Origin of the sequence: Rhodoferax sp. (genome assembly GCF_013297935.1) — a bacterium.
Taxonomy (GTDB): Bacteria; Pseudomonadota; Gammaproteobacteria; order Burkholderiales; family Burkholderiaceae_C; genus Allorhodoferax.
This window is the reverse complement of the sequence record NZ_JAAFIX010000004.1, coordinates 215,924-239,021: the sequence shown is the minus strand read 5'-3', so window position 1 is coordinate 239,021 and position 23,098 is coordinate 215,924. Positions and strand designations below refer to the sequence as shown.

Sequence of the window (23,098 nt, the reverse complement as noted above, 5' to 3'; positions counted from 1 at the left end):
CGCCACCAACACTGAACACATGGCACTCAAGCGAATTGTTCTCAGAGACTTTGTGATCGTCAGCGAGCTGGAGCTAGACTTGGAGTCCGGCTTTTCGGTGCTGACAGGCGAAACCGGCGCAGGCAAATCGATATTGATTGATGCACTGCAGCTCGTCACCGGCGCGCGCGCCGACACCGGCGTGATCCGCGAAGGCGCGGCCCGCACCGATGTGAGCGCCGAGTTTGACAACGCGCCGGGCCTGCAAGCCGTGCTCGACGACGCTGGTTTTGAGCGTGGCGACACCCTGCTGCTGCGCCGCACGGTGGACACGCAAGGCAAAAGCCGCGCCTGGGTAAATGGAAGTCCGGCGACCGCCCAGCAATTGCGAACCATCGGTGAGCAGCTGCTCGACATTCACGGCCAGCACGCTTGGCAGAGCCTTACCCGGCCCGACGCGGTGCGCGGCCTGCTGGATGCGTATGCCAAGGTAGACACCAGCGCCCTCACCGGCCTGTGGGCCACCTGGCGCCAGACCCAGCAAGCCCTTACCCAAGCCCAAGCCGCGCAAGACAGCCTGCAGCGCGAGCGAGAGCGCCTGGCCTGGCAAATTGGTGAGGTCGACAAGCTCAACCCCGCCCCGAATGAGTGGCCTGAGCTCAACGCCAGCCACAGCCGCCTGGCCAATGGGCAGGCGCTGATTGACGCCGCCCAAGGCGCCGTGAACCTGCTGGAAGACGACGACACCAATGCGCTGGCTCCGCTGCACGCTGCCTTGCAGCTGCTGCAAGCCCAGTCGCACCTGGAAGCCGAATTCAAAGACGCCATCGAGGCGCTCAACTCTAGCGTCGCGCAGATTGAAGACACGGTGCACAGCCTGCGCTCTTATGCCCGCCGCGCCGAGCTGGACCCGGAGCGCCTGGCCGAGCTGGACGAACGCATGTCGCTCTGGGTGAGCCTGGCGCGCCGCTACAAGCGACCGCCCGAGGAGCTGGCAGAGCTGTGGGCGAGCTGGAAGACCGAGCTGGCCCAGCTGGACGCCGCCGCCGACCTGGACGGCCTGCAAGCCAAGGAGCGCAAAGCCCAGGCCGCCTTCATGGCCGAGGCCAAAGCCCTATCCAAGCAACGCGCCAAGGCCGCGCCCCTGCTGGCCCAAAGCATCACCCAAGCCATGCAAGGGCTGGGCATGCAAGGCGGCCGGTTTGAGGTGGCGCTGGAGCCACTGGCCCAGCCCCAAGCCAGCGGCTTGGAAGACGTGCAGTTTCTGGCCGCTGGCCACGCCGGCAGCACGCCGCGCCCGGTAGGCAAGGTGGCCTCGGGTGGTGAACTGTCGCGCATGGCGCTGGCTATTGCGGTGACCACCAGCCGCTTGGGCACCGCCCAAACATTAATTTTTGACGAGGTGGACTCGGGTGTGGGCGGCGCAGTCGCCGAGACCGTGGGCCGCCTCATGCAGCAGCTGGGCAGCGACCGCCAGGTGCTAGCCGTGACCCACCTGCCCCAAGTGGCTGCCTGCGCGCACCATCATTTAGTGGTGTCCAAGCAGCTGCAAGGCAAGGCCACGCTGAGCACCGTGGCCCCCGTGGGCGGCGAGCAGCGCGTGGCCGAAATTGCCCGCATGCTGGGTGGGGAAAAGCTCTCAGGCACTACGCTGGCCCATGCGAAAGAAATGTTGCAGTCTGGCCTATAAAAAAACAATGAGCTCTCTACATACGTCGATGGAAATTGTGCTGATCACCGGCATGTCGGGCTCCGGCAAATCGGTGGCGCTTCACGCCTTGGAAGACGCAGGCTTTTACTGCGTCGACAACCTGCCCCCCGAACTGCTGCTGCCCTTTGTAGAGCTGGAGCGACAGCACAATGCGCAGCGCGTTGCCATTGCCATGGATGTGCGCAGCGCCACCTCTCTGCCACTGGTGCCGCAGCAACTGGCGGCCGTGCGGGCGCTGGGCGTGGTGGTCAAACCTTTGTTTCTGGACGCCACCACCGACACGCTGGTGCGCCGCTACTCCGAGACCCGGCGCAAGCACCCGCTGTCGCAAGGCAGCTCCGACCATGGCGAGCGCGACGAACGCCGTGCGCTGGTCGACGCCATTGAGCTGGAGCGCGAGCTGCTGGCCGACCTGCGCGAGCAGGCGCATGTGATTGACTCCAGCATCATCCGCCCCTCGCAGCTACAGGGCTACGTGAAAGCGCTGATTGCTTCGCCCGGCGGGCAGCTCACGCTCGTGTTTGAGTCGTTTGCGTTCAAGCGCGGAGTGCCCACCGATGCGGACTATGTGTTCGATGTGCGCATGTTGCCCAACCCGCACTACAACCCCGAGCTCAAGCACTTGACCGGGCGGGACCAGCCGGTGATCGACTTCCTGAAAGCCGAGGAAGCCGTGGAGCTGATGCAGCACCATATTTCGCACTTCCTGGAGAGCTGGCTCGACGCCCTGGCCCGCGACCACCGCAGCTACGTGACCGTGGCTATTGGCTGCACCGGCGGGCAGCACCGCTCGGTGTATTTGGTGGAGCAGCTGGCCAAGCGCTTCAGCGGCGAGTGGGTCACGCTCAAGCGCCACCGCGAGATGGATGCACGCTAGGCGCTAGCCTTCCAACAGCTTGCGCACCGGCGCCGGTAAACCCGCGGCGGCCCACTCGGCGGAGGTGAACCAGGCACCATCGCCAACACTTTTTGCTATCAAATTAGTAGCTACCTGCGCACATTCCACCTGGGCTGGATGCATAAAAAGGTCTTTATGCGTGAGCACATGGGTCACTGCAGGCATAGACCGCACGCCGGCAGCAAGCCCCGGCGGCAGCACAGCCCGCAGGGCGTCTTCGCTCTCAAACAGCGGGAAGCACTGCAAGCCCGCCCACACCCCCGGCGTGGGGCGCTTGCTGAGCCACACCGCACCATCCTCCCGCTGCAGCCACAGCAGCCACAGGCTTTGGCTGCTGCGCTTAAGCTTGCGGGTGCGCACCGGGTAGCGCTCAGCGTCGCCCGCCTTGGCGGCGGCGCATTGGCTGTTGACCGGGCAGAGCAGGCAGCGGGGCTTTTTGGGGCTGCAGATAGTGGCGCCCACGTCCATCATGCCTTGGGTGTAACGCGGCATCACACGCGGGCCCTCGGCGGCCACTTCAGCCTCGGTGGGTAGCAAGGCGGTGGCGTGGTCCCATAGGGCGCGTTCGTTGGCGGCTGATGCCAGGTCGGAATCAAAGCCCAGCGCGCGGGTGAGCACGCGCTTCACGTTGGCGTCCATGATGGCCACGCGCTCGCCAAAGCACAGCGAGGCAATGGCTGCCGCAGTCGACCGGCCTATGCCGGGCAGGGTAGTCAGGGTGGCCGCATCGCGCGGGAAGGCGCCGCCATGCAGCTCCATGACCAGCTGGGCGCAGCGGTGCAGGTTGCGGGCGCGGCTGTAGTAGCCCAGGCCGCTCCACAGGCCCATGACCTCGTCGCTGCTGGCGGCCGCCAGGTCTGCCACTGTGGGGCAGCGGGCCAGGAAGCGGTCGAAGTAGCCGATGACGGTAGCCACCTGCGTTTGCTGCAGCATGATTTCCGACAGCCACACCCGGTAAGGGTCTTGGGTGTTTTGCCAAGGCAGGTAGTTGCGGCCGTGTTGGGCCTGCCAGCGCACGATGGCGGTGGCGAAACGGGGCTGCACCACCCTTAGACCAGTTCCACGTCTAATTTGGTGGCCGGCTTGGCGCTTTGCTGTGCAGCCACCAGGTAGGCGGTGAGCTCCAGTAGCTTGGCATCGAGCTCATTGAGGGCGGTGCTTTGCAGGTTGATCTCGCCGATACGGTCGTCCAGACCACCGGCTGCCTGCGAAATACGGTCAATCGCTTCAATGCGGCGGGCGAAGTTACGGCGGCGCTCGCGCAGCTGCGCATCCAGCTGGGCCGCAGACGACTTGCTCCAAAGCTCCACCTCGCCCAGCGCAGTTTCGTGCACCGTGCGCAGCCGGGTCGAGAGGGCTCGCACCAGGCGGTCGGCAAACTCGGGCTGTGCCAGCTTGAACGCATTGCCCAAGCCCATGTATTGCAGGTGGTTGCGTTCGATGGTGTCGAGGTCGGCGGTAAACCGGGCCATGTCGGGCTCGACCGGTGGCTGCAGCGAAAAGCCGTATTCGGCATTCAGGGCCGTAAAGCTCGCCTCCAGCATGCTCTGGATCTCGGCGCACAAGCCTTGCACCCGCTGCAAGTTGGCGCGCAGGCGGTCAAAGGTTTCGCCGTAAGCCCGCTTGACGCCGAGCTTGAGGCCTTTTTGCAGCAAGGTGTCGCTGAGTGCGGCCATTTCCTTTTTGAGCATGGCGGCGCCCAGGGTGTTGAACACATCCCGCAGCAAACGCAGGTGGACCGAGCGCACCGCATGGATTTTGGCGCCACCCTGGTCAAACTCCGCCTGCTCTTGCGAGATGCGGTTGCGCATGTGCTTGATGACGTTGGCGTTTTTGCCCTGCAGGCCTTGCAGCTCCATCATCTGCTCGGTCAGGTCGCGCTTGCGGATGTTGATGACGCGGCCCGTCTCTGCGCGCAGGTCGGTAATGCCACTCTTCATGGCTGACGCCAAAATTTGCTGGCGCTTACCCATCATGCCGTGGCCGAGCACATCTTCGAGCACCGGCAGGCAGCTCTGGCGCAGCAGCGCCTCGTCTTCGGTGACTTTGGCAACCAGCCCTTTTTGCGCGGAAACGGCAATCACCCGCTCTTTGCGAATGCCCAGAATATCGGCCGTGCTAGCGCGCTGGCGGTCGATCTGGCTCTGAATCTGGGCCGGGGTGCTGAGGGCGTCCCACAGCGTGTCGATCTTGTTGAGCACCACCAGGCGCGCATCGGGGTCGGTGGACTCGGTAATCAGGTGCTCACGCCAAATCGACAAGTCGGACTTGGTCACCCCGGTGTCGGCCCCCAGCATGAACACCACCGCATGGGCCTGCGGAATCAGGCTAACGGTCAGCTCCGGCTCGGCGCCTATGGCGTTCAAGCCCGGGGTGTCCAGAATCACCAGGCCCTGCTTGAGCAAGGGGTGAGCGATGTTGATGAGGGCATGGCGCCAGCGCGGCACCTCGACCATGCCTTGGGCGTCCACCATGGGGTTGTCTTCGGGGGCTTGGGCGTGCCAGAAGCCGAGGGCGCGGGCTTCGTCTTGTGTAACTTTGCGGGTTTCGGCCACTTTTTCCAAGGCCTTGGCCAACTGCATGGGGTTGTTCACATCAAGGTCGATGCGTGCCCATTTCTCAGGGGCCATGCGCCACTCCATGAGGGCCTGGGGTTGCAGGCGGGTCTCGATGGGGAGCAGGCGCAGGCAGGGTGGCACATCGGCGTCGTAACCCATTTCGGTCGGGCACATGGTGGTGCGGCCGGCGCTGGCCGGCATGATACGCCGACCGTACCCTGCGAAAAACAGGGCGTTGATCATCTCGGACTTGCCGCGTGAGAACTCGGCCACAAAAGCCACCATCACTTTGTCGGAGCGCAGCTGGGTTTCCAGGCGCAACAAACGCTCTTCCACACCGGCATCCAGCAACTCGTGGTCTTTCAGCCATTCGGCCAGCAGCTTCAAGCGCAGCGCGAACTCACGCCGCCAGGTGCCGTGTTGGTCAAATTGATCGTTGAATGAAGTAGCCACGTAGTCCCCCGAGGAATCGGCCAATATAGCACCTCACCCCTCGTTAGCGCTTCTGGCAAACCATGCAGAAATAGGTGGAGCGCTGACCCTGCCGGATCGCGCGCACCGGTGTGGCGCACACACGACAAGGCGCGCCTTCTCGGCCGTAGACATTGGCTTCCAACTGAAAGTACCCGCTCTCGCCATTGGCATTGGAAAAATCCCGCAGGGTGCTGCCGCCCTTCTCCACCGCGCGGCTCAGCACATCTTTCACGGCCGCATGCAACTTGGCCACCCGGGGCTTGCTGATGCTGTTGGCGGCAGTGGTCGGGCGGATGCCCGCCAGAAACAGCGCCTCGGACGCATAAATATTGCCCACCCCCACCACCACCTCGCCGGCCAGCAGCACTTGTTTAATGGGCGCCTTTCGCTGACGCAGGCCCGCCAAGAAGGCGGGTAACTCAAATCCGTCACCGAGCGGCTCTACCCCGAGGTGGCCCAAGAGCTTTTGCGCCACCGGGTCAGCCTCGCCTGCCGCAAACACCACCGCGCCGAACCGGCGGGGGTCGTGCAGCCGCAGCGTGCCTAGGTCGGTGACCAGATCAAAGTGATCATGCACCCCGGCCGGAGGCAGCTGCCGGTCGAACACCACCGACCCCGACATGCCCAGGTGCACCAGCAGCAAACCCTCACTCAAGTCGACGAGTAAATACTTGCCGCGCCGCCGCACACCCCGCACCCGCATGCCCGCCAGAGACGCCGGGGCACACTGCAGCGGCCAGCGCAAGGGCTTGCCCATGTGCACCGCCGAGATCGTGGCCCCGGTGATGCGGTCTGCAAAACTGCGACGGGTGACTTCGACTTCGGGCAATTCAGGCATGGGCTCTCTCGGGTACAGGGGTTGGATTATTATGGTCCGATGCACCGCACCCAACGCTTCATCGCCATCGCTGCCGTCGTGGCCGGACTCACCCATTTCGCGCCCGCCCGGGCTGCGGCAGCTGAGCCTGTCACGAATTCAGACCTCAATGCAGGGCTGATGTACCAGATCCTGATTGCGGAGATGAGCGCATTCAATGGCGACGACACCAATGCCTTTTCGCTTACGCTGGATGCAGCCCGCCGGGCCAATTCACCCCGGCTCTACGAGCGCGCCGTGGAGCTGGCGCTGCGGGCTCGCAGCGCTGACTTTGCGCTCGACGCAGCTCGCGCCTGGTTGCGCGGGTATCCGGCCTCGAAAGAAGCCAACCGCTACGTATTGCAAATTTTGATCGGCACGAACCGCCTGGCGGAACTCGCCGAGCCGCTCAGGCGCGAGCTTCAGGGTTTGACAGGCAAAGACCGGGTCGGCAGCATCAATGTGCTGCCGCGCTACTTTCCCCGGGTCACCGACAAGGCCTTGGCGGCAACAGTCGTAGAGCAGGCCCTGGCGCCGGATTTGCCAACCACCGCGTATGGCCCTGCCGCCTGGAGCACCGTCGGGGTCATGCGCTTCGGCGCTGGCAACCTGCCCGGCGCGCTGGAGGCCGCCCAGCGCGGTGCCGCACTGGACCCCAGTGCCGAAGAGCCCGCCGTGCTGGCGCTGAATTTGATGGAAACCAAAACCCCGGCAGCCGAGGCCATCGTCCGCAAGTACCTGGACGGCAAGGCACTGCCCGAGATCCGCATGGGCTACGGTCGCGCCCTGATCGGCGGCCAGCGCTACGCAGAAGCGCTGGCGCAGATGCAGCTGATCAACCAGCAAAAGCCTGATTTTGTAGATGCCTGGCTGGTTCGGGGTTCTCTGGAGATTCAGGCCACGGGCGCGGCAGCGGCTGAAAAGTCACTCAGAAAATACCTGAGCCTGCTGCCCGCGGAACAGGACCCCAACGACGAAACCGAAACCGGCCGCGGCGCAGTGCAGGCCTATTTGTTGTTGGCACAGATTGCCGAAATCAACGGCCAGCCGGACGAAGCCAATGCCTTGCTCCAGCGGATCAAGAGCCCCCAAGACGCCTTGCGGGTGACCACCCGCCGCGCCACCCTGCTGGCCCGCCAAGGCAAGCTCGACGAGGCCCGCGCCGCCATTCGCAGTGCGCCCGAGCTCCTGCCTGACGATGCCCGCACCAAGCTGGCCACCGAGATCCAGCTGCTGCGCGACTACAAGCAAATGGCCGAGGCCTACACCTTGCTATCCCGCGCGGTGAAGGCCTATCCGGAGGACAACACGTTTGCCTACGACCTGGCCACCGCAGCCGAGAAGCTCGGACGCCCCGACGAAATGGAAACCCTGCTTCGACAGCTGATCGCCAGGGCCCCCGACTACCACCACGCGTACAACGCGCTGGGCTACTCGCTGGCCGATCGGGGCGTGCGCCTCACTGAAGCGCGGCAGCTGATTCAAAAAGCCTTGGAGTTCGCTCCGGGCGACCCGTTCATTGTGGACAGCTTGGCTTGGGTGGAATTCCGCAGCGGCAACCTGCCGGAGGCTCAGCGCTTGCTCCAGCAGGCTTTTACCGCCCGGCAGGATGCTGAAATAGCGGCCCACTTGGGCGAAGTGCTCTGGGTTTCCGGTCAGCGCGAGGCGGCCACCAAAATCTGGCGCCAGGGTCTGGAGCTGCAGAAAGACAATGACACCTTGCAGGAAACCATCCAACGGTTGAACCCGTCGTTATGAGCCGGCTCTCCCGAGTCTGCGCGCATCTCGCGCTGAGTTTTGCTATTGTTTTTATAGCAGGTTGCGCAATAAATACGAGGGCTACAGGCACTTTTCCTGCTGATTCCCAGTGGAGCGGGCGCCTGGCGCTCAAGGTGCAGAGTACGCCGCCCCAGGCATTCAGCGCAGACTTTGAACTGGGCGGCTCCCCCACAGCGGGTCTGCTGGCTTTCTACTCCCCGCTAGGCACAACGGCGGCGCGCCTGCAGTGGGCGCCCGGAGCAGCGACCTTGGTTGCTGACGGTGCCACCCGGCAATTCGACTCGCTGGAGGCCTTGGTGCTGCAAGCCACAGGCGCAGAACTTCCCGTATCGGCGCTTTTTGACTGGCTTCAGGGCTCTGCCACCGCCGCGCCGGGATGGACCGTCGATCTGAGTGGCTTAAAGCAAGGCCGCCTGAGCGCGGTGCGGGAGGCTGCGGAGCTCCCGCGAGTCGAGCTGGGCATCGTGCTGCACAGATAATCACTGCCATGCAGTCGCTCTACGACATCCCCGCCCCCGCCAAGCTCAACCTATTCCTTCACATCGTGGGTCGCCGCGACGATGGTTACCACCTGTTGCAGTCCCCGTTCATGCTCATTGACTGGAGCGATACGCTGCACTTTGACATCCGCAGCGATGGGCGCATCAGCCGCGAAGACCTGAGCTGGCCCCTGCCCGGCGACGATCTGGTACTGCGCGCCGCCCGTGCCTTGCAAGAAGCGTCCGGCTGCACCCTCGGTGCTCATATCGGTATCTACAAATCCATCCCCGCGCAGGCGGGCATGGGTGGCGGCTCTTCAGATGCGGCCTCCACGCTGCTAGCGCTGAATCGCTTGTGGCAATTGAACCTGCCCTTGAGCGTGTTGCTCGAACTGGGGGTCCGTCTCGGCGCTGACGTGCCATTCTTCCTCGGAGGACGCAACGCCTGGGTCGAGGGAATCGGTGAAAAGCTCACCCCCATCGACATCCCTGTTTCAAGCTGGTTGGTGGTCAAGCCGGATGCCGGTTTAGAAACGAAAAGAATTTTTTCTGATCCAAACTTGAAACGCGACTCAGAGTGCGCTACAATCTATGGCTTCGCTGCACACACTTTCGAAAATGTCTTAAAGACAACAAGAAATGATTTGCAGGCCATAGCCCAGACGCTGTGCCCCGAAATGAACCAAGCCCTTCAGTGGCTGAATTCAAAAGGACTCAGTGGTCGAATGACTGGTTCAGGAAGCGCGGTTTTCGCGCACTGCACTCAAGACATTGAAACAGGCGATGCGCCTACTCAGTGTCAAGCCAGGTTGTGCAGCAGTTTGGATGTTCACCCCCTTCAGGGATGGGCACCCAGCGATGGTTTATCGGTGGGTAGCATTTAGCTACCAACCCGTGTAGGGGAGTCGCCAAGTTGGTTAAGGCACTGGATTTTGATTCCAGCATGCGAAGGTTCGAATCCTTCTTCCCCTGCCAAATTGCTGTTCGGGCCGGTCCCGATTCAGCATGCGATCTGTGAAAAAATAAACCCACTCTCTTCGCTGGACCTTCCCACATGCAGGCATTCACACCCCCTGATTTCATGGTTTTCACCGGCAATGCCAATCCTGGCATGGCGGAAGACATTTCCAAGCACCTCGGCATTTCGCTGGGCGCTGCCACCGTAGGCCGCTTCTCGGACGGTGAGGTCACTGTCGAGATCAACCAGAACGTTCGCGCACGCGATGTGTTTGTGGTTCAGAGCACCTGCGCTCCCACCAACGAAAACCTGATGGAATTGCTGATTATGGTGGACGCGCTCAAGCGCGCTTCTGCCGAACGCATCAGCGCGGTGATTCCTTACTTCGGTTACGCCCGCCAGGACCGTCGCCCCCGCTCTGCCCGTGTGCCTATCACGGCCAAAGTGGTGGCCAACATGCTGCAAGCCGTGGGCGTGGACCGCGTGCTGACCATGGATTTGCACGCTGACCAGATCCAAGGCTTCTTTGACATTCCGGTGGACAACATTTATGCGTCCCCTGTTTTGTTGGGCGATTTGCGCCAAAAGAACTACAGCGATTTGATCGTGGTGTCCCCCGATGTGGGCGGCGTGGTGCGCGCCCGTGCGTTGGCCAAGCAGCTGAACTGCGACATGGCCATCATCGACAAGCGTCGCCCCAAGGCTAACGTGTCGGAAGTCATGCACGTGATCGGTGAGATCGAAGGCCGTAACTGCGTGATCATGGACGACATGATCGACACCGCAGGCACCTTGGTCAAAGCCGCTGAAGTGTTGAAGGCGCGCGGCGCCAAGAAGGTGTACGCGTATTGCACACACCCCATTTTCTCCGGCCCGGCCATTGAGCGTATCGCCGGTGGCGATGCCTTGGACGAAGTCGTCGTGACCAACACCATTCCGCTGAGCGCTGCAGCTGCGCAGTGCAGCAAGATCCGCCAACTCACCGTGGCTCCGCTGATCGCCGACACGATCCAGCGTATTGCCAAGGGCGATTCGGTCATGAGTTTGTTCACCGAGTAACACTACTCGGTGCAAAAAGCAGATGCTGCCGACGTCGTGTCGGCGGTGTCTTTTTAAAGTCGGAGCCACACTGGTCGCGGTGGGCTCTTTTAGGAGTTAGATATGAAATTTGTCGCTTTTGAGCGCGCTAAGCAGGGCACGGGTGCGAGCCGCCGTCTCCGCGTTACCGGTCGTACACCTGGCATCGTTTACGGTGGCACTGGCGAACCCCTCTTGGTTGAGCTGGACCACAATGCTTTGTGGCACGCCATCAAGAAAGAAGCTTTCCACTCCACGATCCTGGACATGGAATTCAACGGCAAGGAAAGCAAAGTTCTGTTGCGCGACGTGCAAATGCACCCCTACAAGCAACTGATCTTGCACATCGACTTCCAACGCGTGGAAGCCAACACCAAGTTGAGCATGCGCGTGCCTTTGCACTTCAGCGGTCAGGAAAACAGCCCCGCTGTGAAGACTGACGCTTGCTTGATCAACCACGTCATCACTGAGCTGGAAGTGGCTTGCTTGCCAGCCGACCTGCCTGAGTTCATTGCTGTGGACCTGAGCGGCCTGGAAAAGGGTAAGTCCCTGCACGTGAACGACTTGGCTCTGCCTAAGGGTACTGCTGCTGTGACCCACGGCAAGCCAAACCCCGTGGTGGTATCCGTTGTGGCTCCTGTGGAAGAAGTGGTTGCACCTGTTGCCGCTCCTGCAGCTGATGCCAAAGGCAAAAAAGGTAAGAAGTAATTAACGCCTCGCGTTAAGCACTTGAAAACGGCCCACCTCGGTGGGCCGTTTGCTTTGGGGCCTACCGCAAAGCCCCCGGTTGTAAGCCATAATTTTCAGCATGATCAAACTGTTTGTCGGCCTGGGCAACCCCGGCCCTGAGTATGACGGCACACGCCACAACGCCGGTTTCTGGTGGGTTGATGCCCTGGCACGCGAGCTCAAGCTCACACTCACCATGGACCGTGGCTACCACGGCTTGTTGGCGCGCACGACCCTGCAAGGCCAAACCGTTTGGTTGCTTGAGCCGCAAACTTTTATGAACCTCTCCGGTAAATCCGTAGGCGCACTGGCACGCTTCTTCAAAATAGCGCCGCAAGAAATTCTGGTGGTTCACGACGAGCTGGATGTCGTGCCCGGAGAAGCCAAACTCAAATTCGGCGGAAGCCATGCCGGACACAACGGCCTGCGGGACATCCACGCCCAACTGGGAACGGGAGATTACTGGCGCTTGAGGCTGGGTGTCGGCCACCCGGGCGTTAAGTCTGAAGTCGTGCACTGGGTGCTCAAAAAACCCTCTCTAGACCACCGTATTGCCATTGACCAAAGCATTGACCGCTCCCTGAAGGCCCTGCCCCATCTGCTCGCGGGGGAGATGGACAAAGCCACCATGCTCATTCACACCAGCAAGCCGCCACGACCCAAGCCACCCCGGCCCACGGTCGCGCCCGACGCGCCCCCGGCGCCCGCCGACCACTAAGCCACCCACCACCGGAGCCACGTATGCGCCAGACCACCATATTTGCTATGCTTTTTGTAGCTTTAGGGGCAATATCGACGGGGGCTAGTGCCCAAAAGGTTTACCGGTGCGGCAATACCTACAGCCAAACGCCCTGCGGCGATGGCAAAACGCTGGACACCTCCACACCAGGCGCGAGCAGAGACATCGCTCGCAAACAAAGCGTAGACAAAGAAAACAAGCGCCAGGTAGCAGCCGCCAAGGCCTTAGAAAAAGAGCGCTTGGCCACCGAGGCAGAAGTCAAGAAGCGCCACGATGCAGAGCTCAAGGCACTAGAGCAAGAAAAGACCCGACAAGCCAAGGACCAAAGCAAGGGTCAGGGCGGAGACACTGCCAAGAAGAAAAGTGGACCGGAGTTCTTTACCGCCAAGCAGATGCCTGCCACCAAACCTTGACCACCCACGCGGCCGCAGAGGCGGCGTCGCTCAGGCGGGTTTAGGCGTTAAGGCCTGCAGACGCAGATACTTCTGCATCAGGGTTTCTTTGCTTTCGGTGAACTCCGGATTCACCGGGATACAGGAGACGGGACAAACCTGCACACACTGGGGCTCGTCGAAATGCCCCACACACTCGGTGCACTTGTGCGGGTCGATTTCATAAATCTGCTCGCCCAGATAAATTGCCTCATTCGGGCACTCGGGCTCACACACATCGCAATTGATGCATTCGTCGGTAATTAACAGTGCCACAGCAGTTCACGCTCCATGGCGAGATTATCGCCTCAGGGGCTCAATCCCTCGTCGTCGGGGGGGAGTTTGACAATCAACACCGGCACGGCACTGGTCCGCAAAACCTCATTGGCGACAGATCCCAGCAGCCCGCTGCGCAGCGCGCCTGCTCCTTGGGCACCCATCACCACCAGGTCCACGCCATGCCGCTCGCCCACTTCGGTCGCCGTATGCGCAGGGTCTCCGGTCTCGACCTCGCAAACACAATCCACCCCGGCAGCTTCCAGCAAGTTGCGCGCAGGCTCCAGACAATGCATGCCCGCCTCGGTGCTCACACGGCTGATGACTTCGGGGTCGTGCGCCACCACCAGTTCGTACAAATTGGCGGGCTCTTGCACATTGACCAACACCACGCTGACAGACAAGCCATCCGCCCGGGCTCGAAGCACCCAGCGCACCGCCTCCATCGATAACTCCGAACCATCTACCGGCAGCAGAACTTTCATGGCAACCTCCTTGAGGTATCAGGGTGTCAGGCGGTCCATCAGACGTGCATGAACCACCGGCGCCACGAAGGCGGCGACGTCGCCCTTGAGCGTGGCAATCTCCCGCACCAGCGTACTCGAGATGAACTGAAAACGCGAGTCCGGCGTGAGGAAAACCGTTTCTACGTCAGGGGCGAGCGACTTGTTCATGCCGGCGAGCTGCGCCTCATAGTCGAAGTCCGTGACCGATCGTACGCCGCGCACCATGGCACGAGCACCATGGGCTACTGCGAAGTCCCTGACCAAGCCACTGAAGCTCTCAACCTGCACATTGTCGAGCGGCTGAAAAACCTCGCGCGCCATTTCCAGGCGCTCTTCAAGGCTGAACATGGTTTTTTTATGGTGCGCGACCGCGACCGCCACAATCACCGTGCCGAACAGGCGCGAAGAGCGACGGATCAAGTCCTGGTGACCCAGCGTGATGGGGTCAAAGGTCCCGGGGAACACAGCAATCGTGGCGTGGGGCATGGTGAGCCTTGGGTGAAACCGTCAGGGGGCCGACAGTGCTTGCAACAAATGGGCGTGGACCGCGCCCGCCTTCAGGTGCCGGTAGACCTGCAGGCCATAAGCACTCAAAGTCTCATCGGTATAGGCCGTGGGCGCCTCCAGGTACACCCAGCCGCCGGCTGCCAGTGCATGGGCGCAGGCACTGAGGGCAGGCTCAAACAGGGGCGCATCAAACGGTGGATCGATAAAAATCACATCCAGACTCGCCGGCGCGGCTTGCCGGATGGCGGCAATGCCGTCACCCCGCTGCACCATTACCATGCCCGCATCGAGCTGGGACTGGGTTTTCTTGAGCTGGTCAATCAGCGCCGTGTCTTGCTCAATCAGCGTCACCTGCCGCGCGCCACGCGACGCGGCCTCAAAGCCCAGTGCGCCGGTACCGGCAAAGGCGTCCAGGCAGCGCAGGCCACTCATGTCCTGACCCAGCCAGTTGAACACGGTCTCGCGCACCCGGTCGGGCGTGGGACGCAGGCCGGGCTTGTCGGCAACTTTGAGTTTGGTGCGCTTCCAGAGCCCGCCGATGATGCGGATTTCATGGCTCTGGGCTGCGCGAGGGCGCTGCGGTCGCTTGGCAGCGCCCGCAGCGCCACGGGAAGATGTTGTTTTGGAAGAAGCTTTGGCGTTCATGCGGTGAGCTTACCGCACCGGCTACGGGGCACCCAACACCACGGCAGCCATGCGCTCGGGTTGCAGCACCCTGGCCATGGCCGTGCGCACTTGTTCGGTGGTGAGCTTGTCGACTTGTTGTGTCCAGGTATCCAGGTAGTCCAGCGGCAAGCCGTTCCACGCGATGTTGGCTACGTTGTCGAGCAGCTTTTTGTTGCTGTCGATCCGCAGCGCAAACCCGCCGATCAGGTTGTTTTTGGCGGCCTGCAACTCCTGCTCAGTCGGGCCCTGTGCCACAAACTTCGCCAGCACCTCGCGCACCAAAGTCAGTGCTTGCTCTGCCTGGTCGGGCCGTGTCTGCAAACCGATGGTGAATGCACCTGCGTGCAGGCCGGGCGAGAAGTAGCTGTAAACACTGTAGGTGAGCCCCCGCTTTTCGCGCACTTCTTCGGTCAGCCGGGCGGTGAATCCGCCACCCCCCAAGATGTGGTTGCCGACCGTCAGGGCAAAGAAATCAGGGTCATTGCGCCGGTAGCCGGGCTGCCCCAACAGCACATGGGCCTGCGCCGAAGGGAAAGCCAAGCGCTGCTCGCTGGCCGCCGCCAGGGGCTGCACCTCGGGCACAGGCGGCAGCTTGGCGCAGCCGCTCTGGGGCAAGCGGGCCAGCAGCTTGGTCACCAGCACGTCGGCCTGCGCGCGGTTGAGGGCGCCCACGATGCTGACCTGCACCGCACACGCCCGCAGCACACGGGCGTGCAAGTCGCGCAGCTGCTGCACATTCGTGCGGAGCAGGCTCGCCTCATTCGGCTCATAGCCATAGGGGTGGCTGCCATACACCGCGCTGCTGAAGGCACGGGCCGCCAGGGTTGCAGGGCGGGTATTGGCTTCCTTGAGGCTGGCGATCAACTTCGGCCGGTCGCGTAACCACAAGGCCTCAGGAAACGCAGGCTCGCCCAACTGGCGGGCGGCCAAGGAGAGCGCCTTGTCCAGCAGGTCCGGGTAGGTCAGAGAGCGCAAGCCGAAGCTCATGCGGTCGGCGCTGGCACTGCCGCCAAATGACGCGCCCAGGTCGGCCCACGCCTCACTGAGCTGGTTTTCGTCCAGCGCCGGGCCTGCATCGCTGGCGCGCACACCCTGTGCGGTGCTGCCGGCCATGAGGTTCGCCAGACCGGGCTGGGCGGCCGGATCGCGGCGGCCACCGGCATCAAGGTCGATCTGCACATCCACCATCGGAATAGCAGGGCTCTCCACCAGATAGACGCGGGCCCCGTTGGGCTGAGTCCAGTGCTGGACCGGAATGCCTGCCCACGCCAAATTTATGAAAAAAAGGCCGCTAGCCCATACAAATAATGCGCGAGCAGCTATCAATTTAGGAGTATTCATGAGTTCAGTATCTGCTCAATGCCGCAAGCCTGCCGCCGGGGAACGGGGCTTGCGGGCGGTATCCAGCGGCTGGGGGAGAAGGGTCGCCACCGTCAAGGCGTCGTCCCCGAAGTAGCGGGCGGCCACGGCCTGCACCTGTGCTGCGCTGACCTGGCGCAGGCGTTGGAGCAAGACGGTATCGCTCCCGAGGGCGAAACCGTTGATCCAGCTCACGCCCAGCAAGCGGGCCTGATTGAACACACTGTCTTGCTTGTAGATTTCGCCGGCCACCCAGCGGTTTTTCACCCGGGCCAACTCGGCCTCGGTCACGCCGCCCTGGGCTACCAGCGCGATCTGGGCGCGCAGTGCAGCCTCCACGTCGGCAGCGCTTTTGCCCGCGGCGGGTACACCGTAAAGCGAAAACAATTGCGGGCCCCGGGCCGTCAGGCCGTAATACGCACCTGCACTATCCGCCACCGAAGGCTCGGTAAGGGTCAGCGCCCGGGGAATGCGGGCACCGTCATAACCTGACAGCACCGCAGAGAGCACGGTCAAGGCCAGGGCGTCTGCGCTGGCCGGGTCCATGGGCGCATCTGCCCGGCCCGGCAAACCCTCCGGCTTGAGGCCGGGCACCTTAAAAGAGAGCGCCACATAGGCCTGCTCTGCCGGGGCTTTGAAGTCGAGCCGCCGCAAACCGGTCTGCTCCGGCTCGGTGCGGGGTTTGCGCTGCGGCAAGGCGCGCACCGGCAGGCTGCCGTAGTATTTTTCGGCCAGGGCGCGCACAGTGTCGACCTCCACATCGCCAGCCACCACGACGGCAGCATTGGCGGGCGTGTACCAGCGGCGGTAGAAATCGCGCGCATCCTCAGGCTGCAAGCTTTCGAGGTCACTCATCCAGCCCACAATGGGGCGGCGGTAGGGGTCGGCCTGGTAGGTCACCCCTTCCATGGCTTCATGCAAGCGAGCGTGGGGCTTGTCTTCGGTGCGCAGGCGGCGCTCTTCTTTCACCACCTCCAGCTCTTTGCGGAAGTCTTCGTCAGACCAGGTGTTGTGGGCAAAGCGGTCGGCCTCCAGGCGCATGACATCTTCCAGCCGCTGGGAGGGGATTTGTTGAAAGTAGCCGGTGTAGTCCTTGCTAGTGAAGGCATTTTCGCGCCCGCCCAGTGCGGCCACCTTGCGGGAAAAGTCCCCGGCTTTCACCGTGGGCGTTCCCTTGAACATCATGTGCTCCAGCACATGCGCCACCCCGCTGCTGCCGTCTACCTCGTCCATCGAGCCCACGCGCACCCACAGCATATGCACCGCCGTGGGAGCGCGCCGATCGGGTTTGACGATCAGGGTCATGCCATTCTTCAAGCTGAACTGCTGTGCCAGCGCGGCGGCTGGAGCAGTCGGCACCTCCGTGGCGGAGGCGGGCATGGACAGAATGAGAGTGGGAATGGCAAAAGCAATGGCCAAGGCCAGCGCAGAAACCGGGGCCGCCCTGCGGGCGCCCGTCAGGTGAAATGGGTGTTTCATAGAATGCTGTGATTCTAGAAACGCACTCATGTTCAGTTTTTTCAAAAAGAAATTCTTTTCCTCGACGACTCCGGCCCCTGAAGCGGTAGCGCCCGACGTGCCTTTGGCCGCCGAATTGCCATCGCCCGCAGCCCAAGCCGCGCCCGCAGTGACCCCGCCCGCGCTGCCTGACGCACCCCGGGCAGCCCCCTCACCCGCAGCAGCCCACACGGTGGAGACCAGCCCCGCGGCACCCGAAATACAGGTAGCTGCGCCGGCGCAAACAGCGCCAGCAGCACCCGCCGTGCAAGAGCCCAGCTGGGGCAGCGGCTCACTGATCGGCAGTGCCTTGGTCGCACCTATCGACATTCCCGAACCCCCGGCAACGCCGCCTGAGCGCCAGAAGTGGCTGGACAAGCTCAAGGCAGGCTTGGGCAAGACCGCGAGCAACATCTCCGGCGTGTTTGGCGGCAGCCAGATCGACGAGGCGCTCTACGAAGACCTCGAAAGCGCCCTGCTCATGGCCGACGCGGGCGTGGCCGCCACCGAGCACCTGACGACAGCACTGCGTAAAAAGGTCAAGGCCACCGGCGTGACCCACCCGATTGCCCTCAAAAACATCCTCATCGCCGAGCTGACCGAGCTGCTGCAACCCCTGCAAAAACCGCTGGTGATCGGCGAGCACACACCCACCGTCATCATGGTGGCGGGCGTGAACGGCGCGGGCAAAACCACCAGCATCGGCAAGCTGACCAAGCACCTCGCAGACAGCAACGCCAGCGTGCTGCTGGCCGCAGCCGACACCTTCCGCGCCGCTGCGCGCGAGCAGCTCACCGTGTGGGCCGATCGCAATACCGTGGAAATCGTGAGCCAGGAGGGTGGCGACCCTGCAGCCGTGAGCTATGACGCGGTCACCGCCGGCAAAGCGCGCGGCAAAGATGTGGTGCTCGTGGACACGGCAGGCCGCCTGCCCACCCAGCTGCACCTCATGGAAGAGCTGAAAAAAATCAAACGCGTGATTGCCAAAGCCGACGGCACCGCACCGCACGAGGTGCTGCTGGTGATTGACGGCAACACCGGCCAGAACGCGGTGCAGCAGGTCAAAGCGTTCGACGATGCACTGGGCCTCACCGGCCTGATCGTCACCAAGCTCGACGGCACTGCCAAGGGCGGCGTGTTGGCAGCCATTGCGCGCGAGCGGCCTATTCCGGTGTATTTCATCGGCGTGGGCGAAAAGCTCGACGAGCTGGAGACTTTCAACGCGCGGGAATTTGCGCAGGCCTTGCTGGCCTAAGCCTTGTACCCCGCAAGGTGTAAGAAACGGGCCTAAGGTCCGACCTATCGTTTTCACCAGACTAGCGGACCTATGAGCATTCACCTTCAACGTCGCCACCTCCTCGCCCTCACCGGCACGGCCATTGCAGCCCCCGCCTTCGCCCAAAGCACCCCCGCATGGTCGGCCATTGAGGCCAAGGCCAAAGGGCAGACGGTGTATTTCAACGCCTGGGGCGGCTCGGAGACCATCAACGCCTACATCCAGTGGGCCGCGGGCGAGGCACAAAAGCGCTTTGGCGTGACGGTGCAGCACGTCAAGATTGCTGATGCGCCCGACATGATCAAGCGGGTGCGCAACGAAAAAGCCGCCGGCAAAACCAATGGCAGCGTGGACATGGTGTGGATCAATGGTGAAAACTTTTTGACCATGAAGCGCGAAGGTTTGCTCTTCGGGCCCTTTGCCGAGAGCCTGCCCTCGTACGCCAAGGTGGACGTACAAGGCAAGCCCACCACGCGCCTAGACTTTGCAGAGCCCACTGATGGTCTAGAAGCCCCCTGGGGCATGGCGCAGCTGACCTTTATGGTCGACAGCAAGCGCACGCCCAAGCCACCGCAAAACCTGGCCGAACTGCAAGCGTTTGCCAAAGCCAACCCTGGCCGCGTGACCTACCCGCGCCCGCCCAACTTCCACGGCACCACCTTTTTGAAGCAAATGCTGATGGACGTGAACACTAACCGCGATGCGCTCTACAAGCCCGTCACGCCCGACGCTTTTGCCAAAACCACGGCCCCCCTGTGGGCTGCGCTGGACCAAATGCACCCGCACCTGTGGCGCGGCGGCAAGCAGTTCCCCAACAACGCAGAAGCCATCCGCCAGATGCTGGCCGATGGAGAGGTGGCCATTGCACTCACCTTCAACCCGAACGATGCTGCGAACGAAATAGCCGCCAAGCGCCTCCCTGCTAGCGTGACCAGCTATCAATTCAGTAGCGGCACCATCGGCAACACCCACTTTGTGGCCATTCCGGTCAACGCCACCGCCAAAGAGGGTGCGCAAGTGTTTGCCAACTTCTTGCTTAGCGCCGAGGCGCAAGCCCGCAAGGCCGACATTGCCGTGTGGGGCGACCCCACCGTGTTGGCGCTGGACAAGCTCAGCGCTACCGAGCGCGCCGCCTTCTCCGCCAAGCCTCTGCCAGGCCAGGTGGAAAAGCCCGCACCCGCTATTCCAGAGCCCAACGGCAGCTGGGTCGATGCGCTCGAAAAAGAGTGGACCAAGCGCTACGGCACCTGAGAACTAGTGTGCAGAATGGTGGACTATTTGAAGTACCGGTGTTGAAACGGTAGACAGACCTGAGGCCTGCCGTTTCAATACCGTCTGGCCGGTTGGCGGCCATTCACCTGGAACTGTTTGCATGTCTACTACCACCCGTTTCACACAACCTTTGCTGCGAGTCAGCGCAAACGCTGTCGCATTTGTCTTGGCCGGCGCCTTGCTGAGCGCCTGCCAACAAGCCCCTGTCGCACCTGCGGCCCCTGCTTACAGCGGCCCCACCTTGCCCATTGCCCAGTCTGAGCGTGGCGTACAAATTTTTCTGCCCAGTGCTGCCCTGTTCGAATCCGGCAAGGCCAGTCTGAAAGCTACCGAGTCTGAGGCCTACCTGCAGCGGGTTGCCCAGCTGATCAACACCAAAACCGACAAAAATGTGGTCCTCGAAGGCCACACCGACAACCTCGGCAACGAAGCCCTGAACCATGAGCTCTCCGAAGCCCGCGCCCGCAGCGTGCGCGAAGCGTTGCTCGCACAGGGTGTAGACGCCAAGCGCCTGAGCACCACCGGCTACTCGTTCAACCGCCCTATTGCCTCCAACGCGACCGACGACGGGCGCAAGCTCAACCGGCGGGTGGAAGTGGTCATTCTGGAAGAAAAAGTCGAAAACATCACCCGCGGAGAAGCCCCCAACGCCTTTGAAAACGCGTGGGACCGTCTCAAGGCCATGATGGACAAGGGTCTGATTCAAGGGGTGAAAACACCATGACCGCAGGCTCCCTCGTGCCGCGCCGCGCGTTCACCCGGCAACTGATGGGCGGCCTGGCGCTGGCCTCTGCCGCAGGCATTACCCGCCCGGCGTGGGCGCAAGCCAGCCCCAAGCGCCCCGGCAAACTGGGTGTGGTGCTGGGCGGAGGCTCTGCCCGTGGTTTCGCCCACATCGGGGTGCTCAAAGCCTTGGAAGAAAGCGGCTACAAGCCAGACGTGGTGGTAGGCACCAGCGCGGGCTCTTTGGTCGGCGCGTTTTATGCCGCCGGCTTCAGCCCGTGGCAAATGGAAGAGGTAGCACTCAAGGTGCGCGATATTGATGTCGCAGACCTCAACTCCGCCAACAAACGCGGAATGTTTGCCGGCGAGGCACTGCAAAAACTTGTGAATGAGTACGTGCGCAACCAGCCCATCGAAAAGCTCAAGCTCACGTTTGGCGCGGTTGCCACCAACCTGCAGAGCGGCGAAGCGGTGCTTTTGCGCTCCGGTGACACCGGGCAGGCCGTTCGGGCCTCCAGCGCTATTCCGGGAGTTTTTGTGCCTGCCTTGGTCGGCGGCATGGAGCTGGTGGATGGCGGCTTGGTCAGCCCCTTGCCGGTGCGCTTTGCGCGCACCTTGGGCGCCACCCAGGTGATTGCCATCGACGTCGGCACCAAACCCCAGAACAATGTGGGCAATGGCTTGTACGAAGTCATTTTGCAATCGTTTGAAATCATGGGCCGCGCACTCACCGCTTTGGAGTCCAAAGAGGCCGACATGGTGATCCGGCCGGACACTTCGCGCTTCAGCAGCACCGACTTTGCCGCCCGCAAAGACTTGATTCAGGCCGGCTACGTGGCAGGGCGCTCCGCTCTGGCAGAGCTGAAGCTCAAGATCCCACTCGCCGCCAAGGGCAAGTAAACCGGCTGGCGCGCCACCGCCGCCGCTTGCGAAAGCAACTGGCGGCAGGCGCGCTTGCGGGGCCACAATAGCGCTATGCCGCTCACCGCCCCACCTTCCCCCTCTCCTTCATCCTCCGCGCCGCCCGCCGGTGCCACCACGCTGTTGCGCGCACAGCGCACCAGCCTCGCGCTGGTCCTGGGCGGGCTGACGCTTGCCCTGCTGCTGGGCGGGTGGAGTGTCTACAGCCGCCAAAAATCTGCGCTGCAATGGGCCTTGAGTGCACAGGGTGAGCAATTGCAGATTGCCCTCAACACCCCGCTGGACGCCGCCCGGCAGCACGTCATGGGCATGCGCCAGAGCGCAGAGCGCAACCTGCGCCAACCCGCCTTCAACGACGCAGGCCTTGCCGAGCGCCTGGAGCGCCGCAACCTGGCACCGCTGCGCGACGCCCCCTGGGACCGCATACCCCAGGACCTGGCCAAAGACATGGGCTCGGTGCATGTGAACCCGGCCTCCGGCGGCGACTACCGCCGGGAGCTCAATGCCCCTCTGGGCGCTCTGGGCCAGGCCGTAGCGGCCCACACCCAGCAACAGCGTTTGGTGTGGAGCTATTTTTACGACGCATCCCAGCGCTGGCGCTGGGTATATCCCGCGCAAGCCCGCGACGAGCTGCTGGCAGCAACCGGCAAGGGCGACATGGGCGCCGCACTGGCCACTTTGTGGGACAGCGCAGGAACCACCCCGCTGCTGGCCGCCGGTCCCCAGCGCAACCTCCAGAAAGAGCCGGTGTGGACGGCCATGCATGCGGATCCGGTCAAAAAGACGCCTGTGGTGTCCGTGTTGGTGCCGGTGTACCTGTCAGACACCTATGTGGGGGTGATGGGGGCCGACCTGGCCCTGGACGCATTGACCGCAGTGATGCAGCAACACCCGCTCCCTTTGGGGCAAGCCTGGGTGGTCGACACCGAGGGCCGCGCCCTGGCCGCGAGCGACAGCCGGGCCACCCTACCGGCCGGGCCCTACACCACCGAGAACGGGTGGATGCGCTATGCCTTGCGGGGCTCGCCGTTCAGCCTGGTCATTTATGCACCTGCCAGCGTGGTGGGCACCCGGGCTGTGACCCAAGCCTTGCCGGTACTGCTGACCGGATTGATCGGCTTGCTGGCCACCGCCGGCACAGCACTCTGGGTAACCCGGCGCTTTGCCTTGCCCGCGCTGCAACTGGCCGACTATGTGCAAAACGCCGAGGGCCCCAATATCAAACGCCCGCCCAAGGCGCCGGCACTCTGGCAACCCTGGTTTGACCGAGCGGCCCGCGCCGCCATCGACCGGCGAGACCAGGTCATGCACCACCACCAACGCAGCAACCAGCTCGAAAAGCGCGTGGCCCAACTCGAAGCGCAGGCTCGCGCAAGTGATAGCAAGACCTGAAAACGCCGCGTACCCTCAGCGGGTGCGGCCCCTTC

The 23,098-nt window shown here is 62.9% G+C and carries 23 protein-coding genes and 1 tRNA gene; 15 read left to right on the top strand and 9 right to left on the bottom strand.

Translation table 11 applies throughout. The annotated features are described in order from the left end of the window. Positions 1-19 precede the first annotated feature (19 nt). Positions 20-1,669, top strand: a complete 1,650-nt coding sequence (gene recN, locus QZW03_RS08410) for a DNA repair protein RecN (protein ID WP_296509531.1) — start codon at positions 20-22, stop codon at positions 1,667-1,669. Positions 1,670-1,676: 7 nt separating this feature from the next. Then, positions 1,677-2,567 (top strand): RNase adapter RapZ, encoded by an 891-nt coding sequence (gene rapZ, locus QZW03_RS08405; protein ID WP_296509530.1) that lies wholly within the window; start codon positions 1,677-1,679, stop codon positions 2,565-2,567. A 3-nt stretch (positions 2,568-2,570) separates the two neighbouring features. Here rapZ and mutY read toward each other — a convergent pair whose 3' ends face one another. The 3 genes from mutY to mutM are packed head-to-tail and all read right to left on the bottom strand — an operon-like array spanning position 2,571 to position 6,458. After that, the gene (gene mutY, locus QZW03_RS08400; RefSeq protein WP_296509580.1) at positions 2,571-3,632 is read right to left on the bottom strand and encodes an A/G-specific adenine glycosylase; all 1,062 of its coding nucleotides are present in this window, start codon (positions 3,630-3,632) and stop codon (positions 2,571-2,573) included. Between the two features lie 5 nt (positions 3,633-3,637). Next, on the bottom strand, positions 3,638-5,599 hold the full coding sequence (locus QZW03_RS08395; protein ID WP_296509529.1) for a dynamin family protein: 1,962 nt from the start codon (positions 5,597-5,599) through the stop codon (positions 3,638-3,640). Between the two features lie 43 nt (positions 5,600-5,642). Beyond that, a complete protein-coding gene (gene mutM / locus QZW03_RS08390) occupies positions 5,643-6,458 on the bottom strand; it encodes a bifunctional DNA-formamidopyrimidine glycosylase/DNA-(apurinic or apyrimidinic site) lyase (protein WP_296509528.1) in 816 nt (271 codons plus the stop codon). A gap of 39 nt (positions 6,459-6,497) precedes the next feature. On the opposite strand from mutM, the gene QZW03_RS08385 reads away from it, so the two are divergent. The 8 genes from QZW03_RS08385 (at position 6,498) to QZW03_RS08350 (ending at position 12,650) form a co-directional block, all read left to right on the top strand. Further along, entirely contained in the window at positions 6,498-8,234 is a 1,737-nt protein-coding gene (locus QZW03_RS08385; protein ID WP_296509527.1) for a tetratricopeptide repeat protein, read from the top strand. Next, positions 8,231-8,734 carry an outer membrane lipoprotein LolB gene (locus tag QZW03_RS08380; RefSeq protein WP_296509526.1) on the top strand — a complete coding sequence of 168 codons (504 nt, stop codon included), beginning with the start codon at positions 8,231-8,233 and terminating at the stop codon, positions 8,732-8,734. The genes QZW03_RS08385 and QZW03_RS08380 overlap by 4 nt, the downstream gene beginning before the upstream one ends. 8 nt (positions 8,735-8,742) lie before the next feature. After that, positions 8,743-9,618 carry a 4-(cytidine 5'-diphospho)-2-C-methyl-D-erythritol kinase gene (ispE, locus tag QZW03_RS08375; protein ID WP_296509525.1) on the top strand — a complete coding sequence of 292 codons (876 nt, stop codon included), beginning with the start codon at positions 8,743-8,745 and terminating at the stop codon, positions 9,616-9,618. A gap of 14 nt (positions 9,619-9,632) precedes the next feature. After that, positions 9,633-9,709, top strand: a tRNA-Gln gene (locus QZW03_RS08370). A 79-nt stretch (positions 9,710-9,788) separates the two neighbouring features. Then, complete coding sequence (locus QZW03_RS08365; RefSeq protein WP_296509524.1) at positions 9,789-10,751, top strand: ribose-phosphate pyrophosphokinase; 963 nt, start codon at positions 9,789-9,791, stop codon at positions 10,749-10,751. Between the two features lie 102 nt (positions 10,752-10,853). Beyond that, complete coding sequence (locus QZW03_RS08360; protein WP_296509523.1) at positions 10,854-11,477, top strand: 50S ribosomal protein L25/general stress protein Ctc; 624 nt, start codon at positions 10,854-10,856, stop codon at positions 11,475-11,477. 100 nt (positions 11,478-11,577) lie between these two features. Beyond that, on the top strand, positions 11,578-12,216 hold the full coding sequence (pth, locus tag QZW03_RS08355) for an aminoacyl-tRNA hydrolase (RefSeq protein WP_296509522.1): 639 nt from the start codon (positions 11,578-11,580) through the stop codon (positions 12,214-12,216). Positions 12,217-12,239: 23 nt separating this feature from the next. Continuing rightward, positions 12,240-12,650 carry a hypothetical protein gene (locus tag QZW03_RS08350; RefSeq protein WP_296509521.1) on the top strand — a complete coding sequence of 137 codons (411 nt, stop codon included), beginning with the start codon at positions 12,240-12,242 and terminating at the stop codon, positions 12,648-12,650. 30 nt (positions 12,651-12,680) lie between these two features. Here QZW03_RS08350 and QZW03_RS08345 read toward each other — a convergent pair whose 3' ends face one another. The 6 genes from QZW03_RS08345 to QZW03_RS08320 are packed head-to-tail and all read right to left on the bottom strand — an operon-like array spanning position 12,681 to position 17,362. Beyond that, positions 12,681-12,944, bottom strand: a complete 264-nt coding sequence (locus QZW03_RS08345) for a YfhL family 4Fe-4S dicluster ferredoxin (RefSeq protein WP_296509520.1) — start codon at positions 12,942-12,944, stop codon at positions 12,681-12,683. Between the two features lie 32 nt (positions 12,945-12,976). Next, positions 12,977-13,429: a universal stress protein gene (locus QZW03_RS08340; RefSeq protein WP_296509519.1), complete on the bottom strand. Its 453-nt coding sequence runs from the start codon at positions 13,427-13,429 to the stop codon at positions 12,977-12,979. An 18-nt stretch (positions 13,430-13,447) separates the two neighbouring features. After that, entirely contained in the window at positions 13,448-13,936 is a 489-nt protein-coding gene (coaD, locus tag QZW03_RS08335; protein WP_296509518.1) for a pantetheine-phosphate adenylyltransferase, read from the bottom strand. 21 nt (positions 13,937-13,957) lie between these two features. Beyond that, complete coding sequence (gene rsmD, locus QZW03_RS08330) at positions 13,958-14,602, bottom strand: 16S rRNA (guanine(966)-N(2))-methyltransferase RsmD (RefSeq protein ID WP_296509517.1); 645 nt, start codon at positions 14,600-14,602, stop codon at positions 13,958-13,960. Positions 14,603-14,623: 21 nt separating this feature from the next. Continuing rightward, the gene (locus tag QZW03_RS08325) at positions 14,624-15,964 is read right to left on the bottom strand and encodes a pitrilysin family protein (RefSeq protein ID WP_296509516.1); all 1,341 of its coding nucleotides are present in this window, start codon (positions 15,962-15,964) and stop codon (positions 14,624-14,626) included. Positions 15,965-15,979: 15 nt separating this feature from the next. After that, entirely contained in the window at positions 15,980-17,362 is a 1,383-nt protein-coding gene (locus QZW03_RS08320; RefSeq protein ID WP_296509579.1) for a pitrilysin family protein, read from the bottom strand. 127 nt (positions 17,363-17,489) lie between these two features. Here QZW03_RS08320 and ftsY point away from each other — a divergent pair, with 127 nt between their 5' ends. The 5 genes from ftsY (at position 17,490) to QZW03_RS08295 (ending at position 23,063) form a co-directional block, all read left to right on the top strand. Further along, positions 17,490-18,734 (top strand): signal recognition particle-docking protein FtsY, encoded by a 1,245-nt coding sequence (gene ftsY / locus QZW03_RS08315; protein ID WP_296509515.1) that lies wholly within the window; start codon positions 17,490-17,492, stop codon positions 18,732-18,734. A gap of 72 nt (positions 18,735-18,806) precedes the next feature. Then, complete coding sequence (locus tag QZW03_RS08310) at positions 18,807-20,006, top strand: ABC transporter substrate-binding protein (RefSeq protein WP_296509514.1); 1,200 nt, start codon at positions 18,807-18,809, stop codon at positions 20,004-20,006. Positions 20,007-20,127: 121 nt separating this feature from the next. Continuing rightward, the gene (locus QZW03_RS08305) at positions 20,128-20,751 is read left to right on the top strand and encodes an OmpA family protein (protein WP_296509513.1); all 624 of its coding nucleotides are present in this window, start codon (positions 20,128-20,130) and stop codon (positions 20,749-20,751) included. Further along, on the top strand, positions 20,748-21,650 hold the full coding sequence (locus QZW03_RS08300; RefSeq protein WP_296509512.1) for a patatin-like phospholipase family protein: 903 nt from the start codon (positions 20,748-20,750) through the stop codon (positions 21,648-21,650). Before QZW03_RS08305 ends, QZW03_RS08300 begins: the two co-directional genes overlap by 4 nt. A gap of 75 nt (positions 21,651-21,725) precedes the next feature. Beyond that, positions 21,726-23,063 (top strand): hypothetical protein, encoded by a 1,338-nt coding sequence (locus tag QZW03_RS08295; RefSeq protein ID WP_296509511.1) that lies wholly within the window; start codon positions 21,726-21,728, stop codon positions 23,061-23,063. Positions 23,064-23,098: the final 35 nt, after the last annotated feature.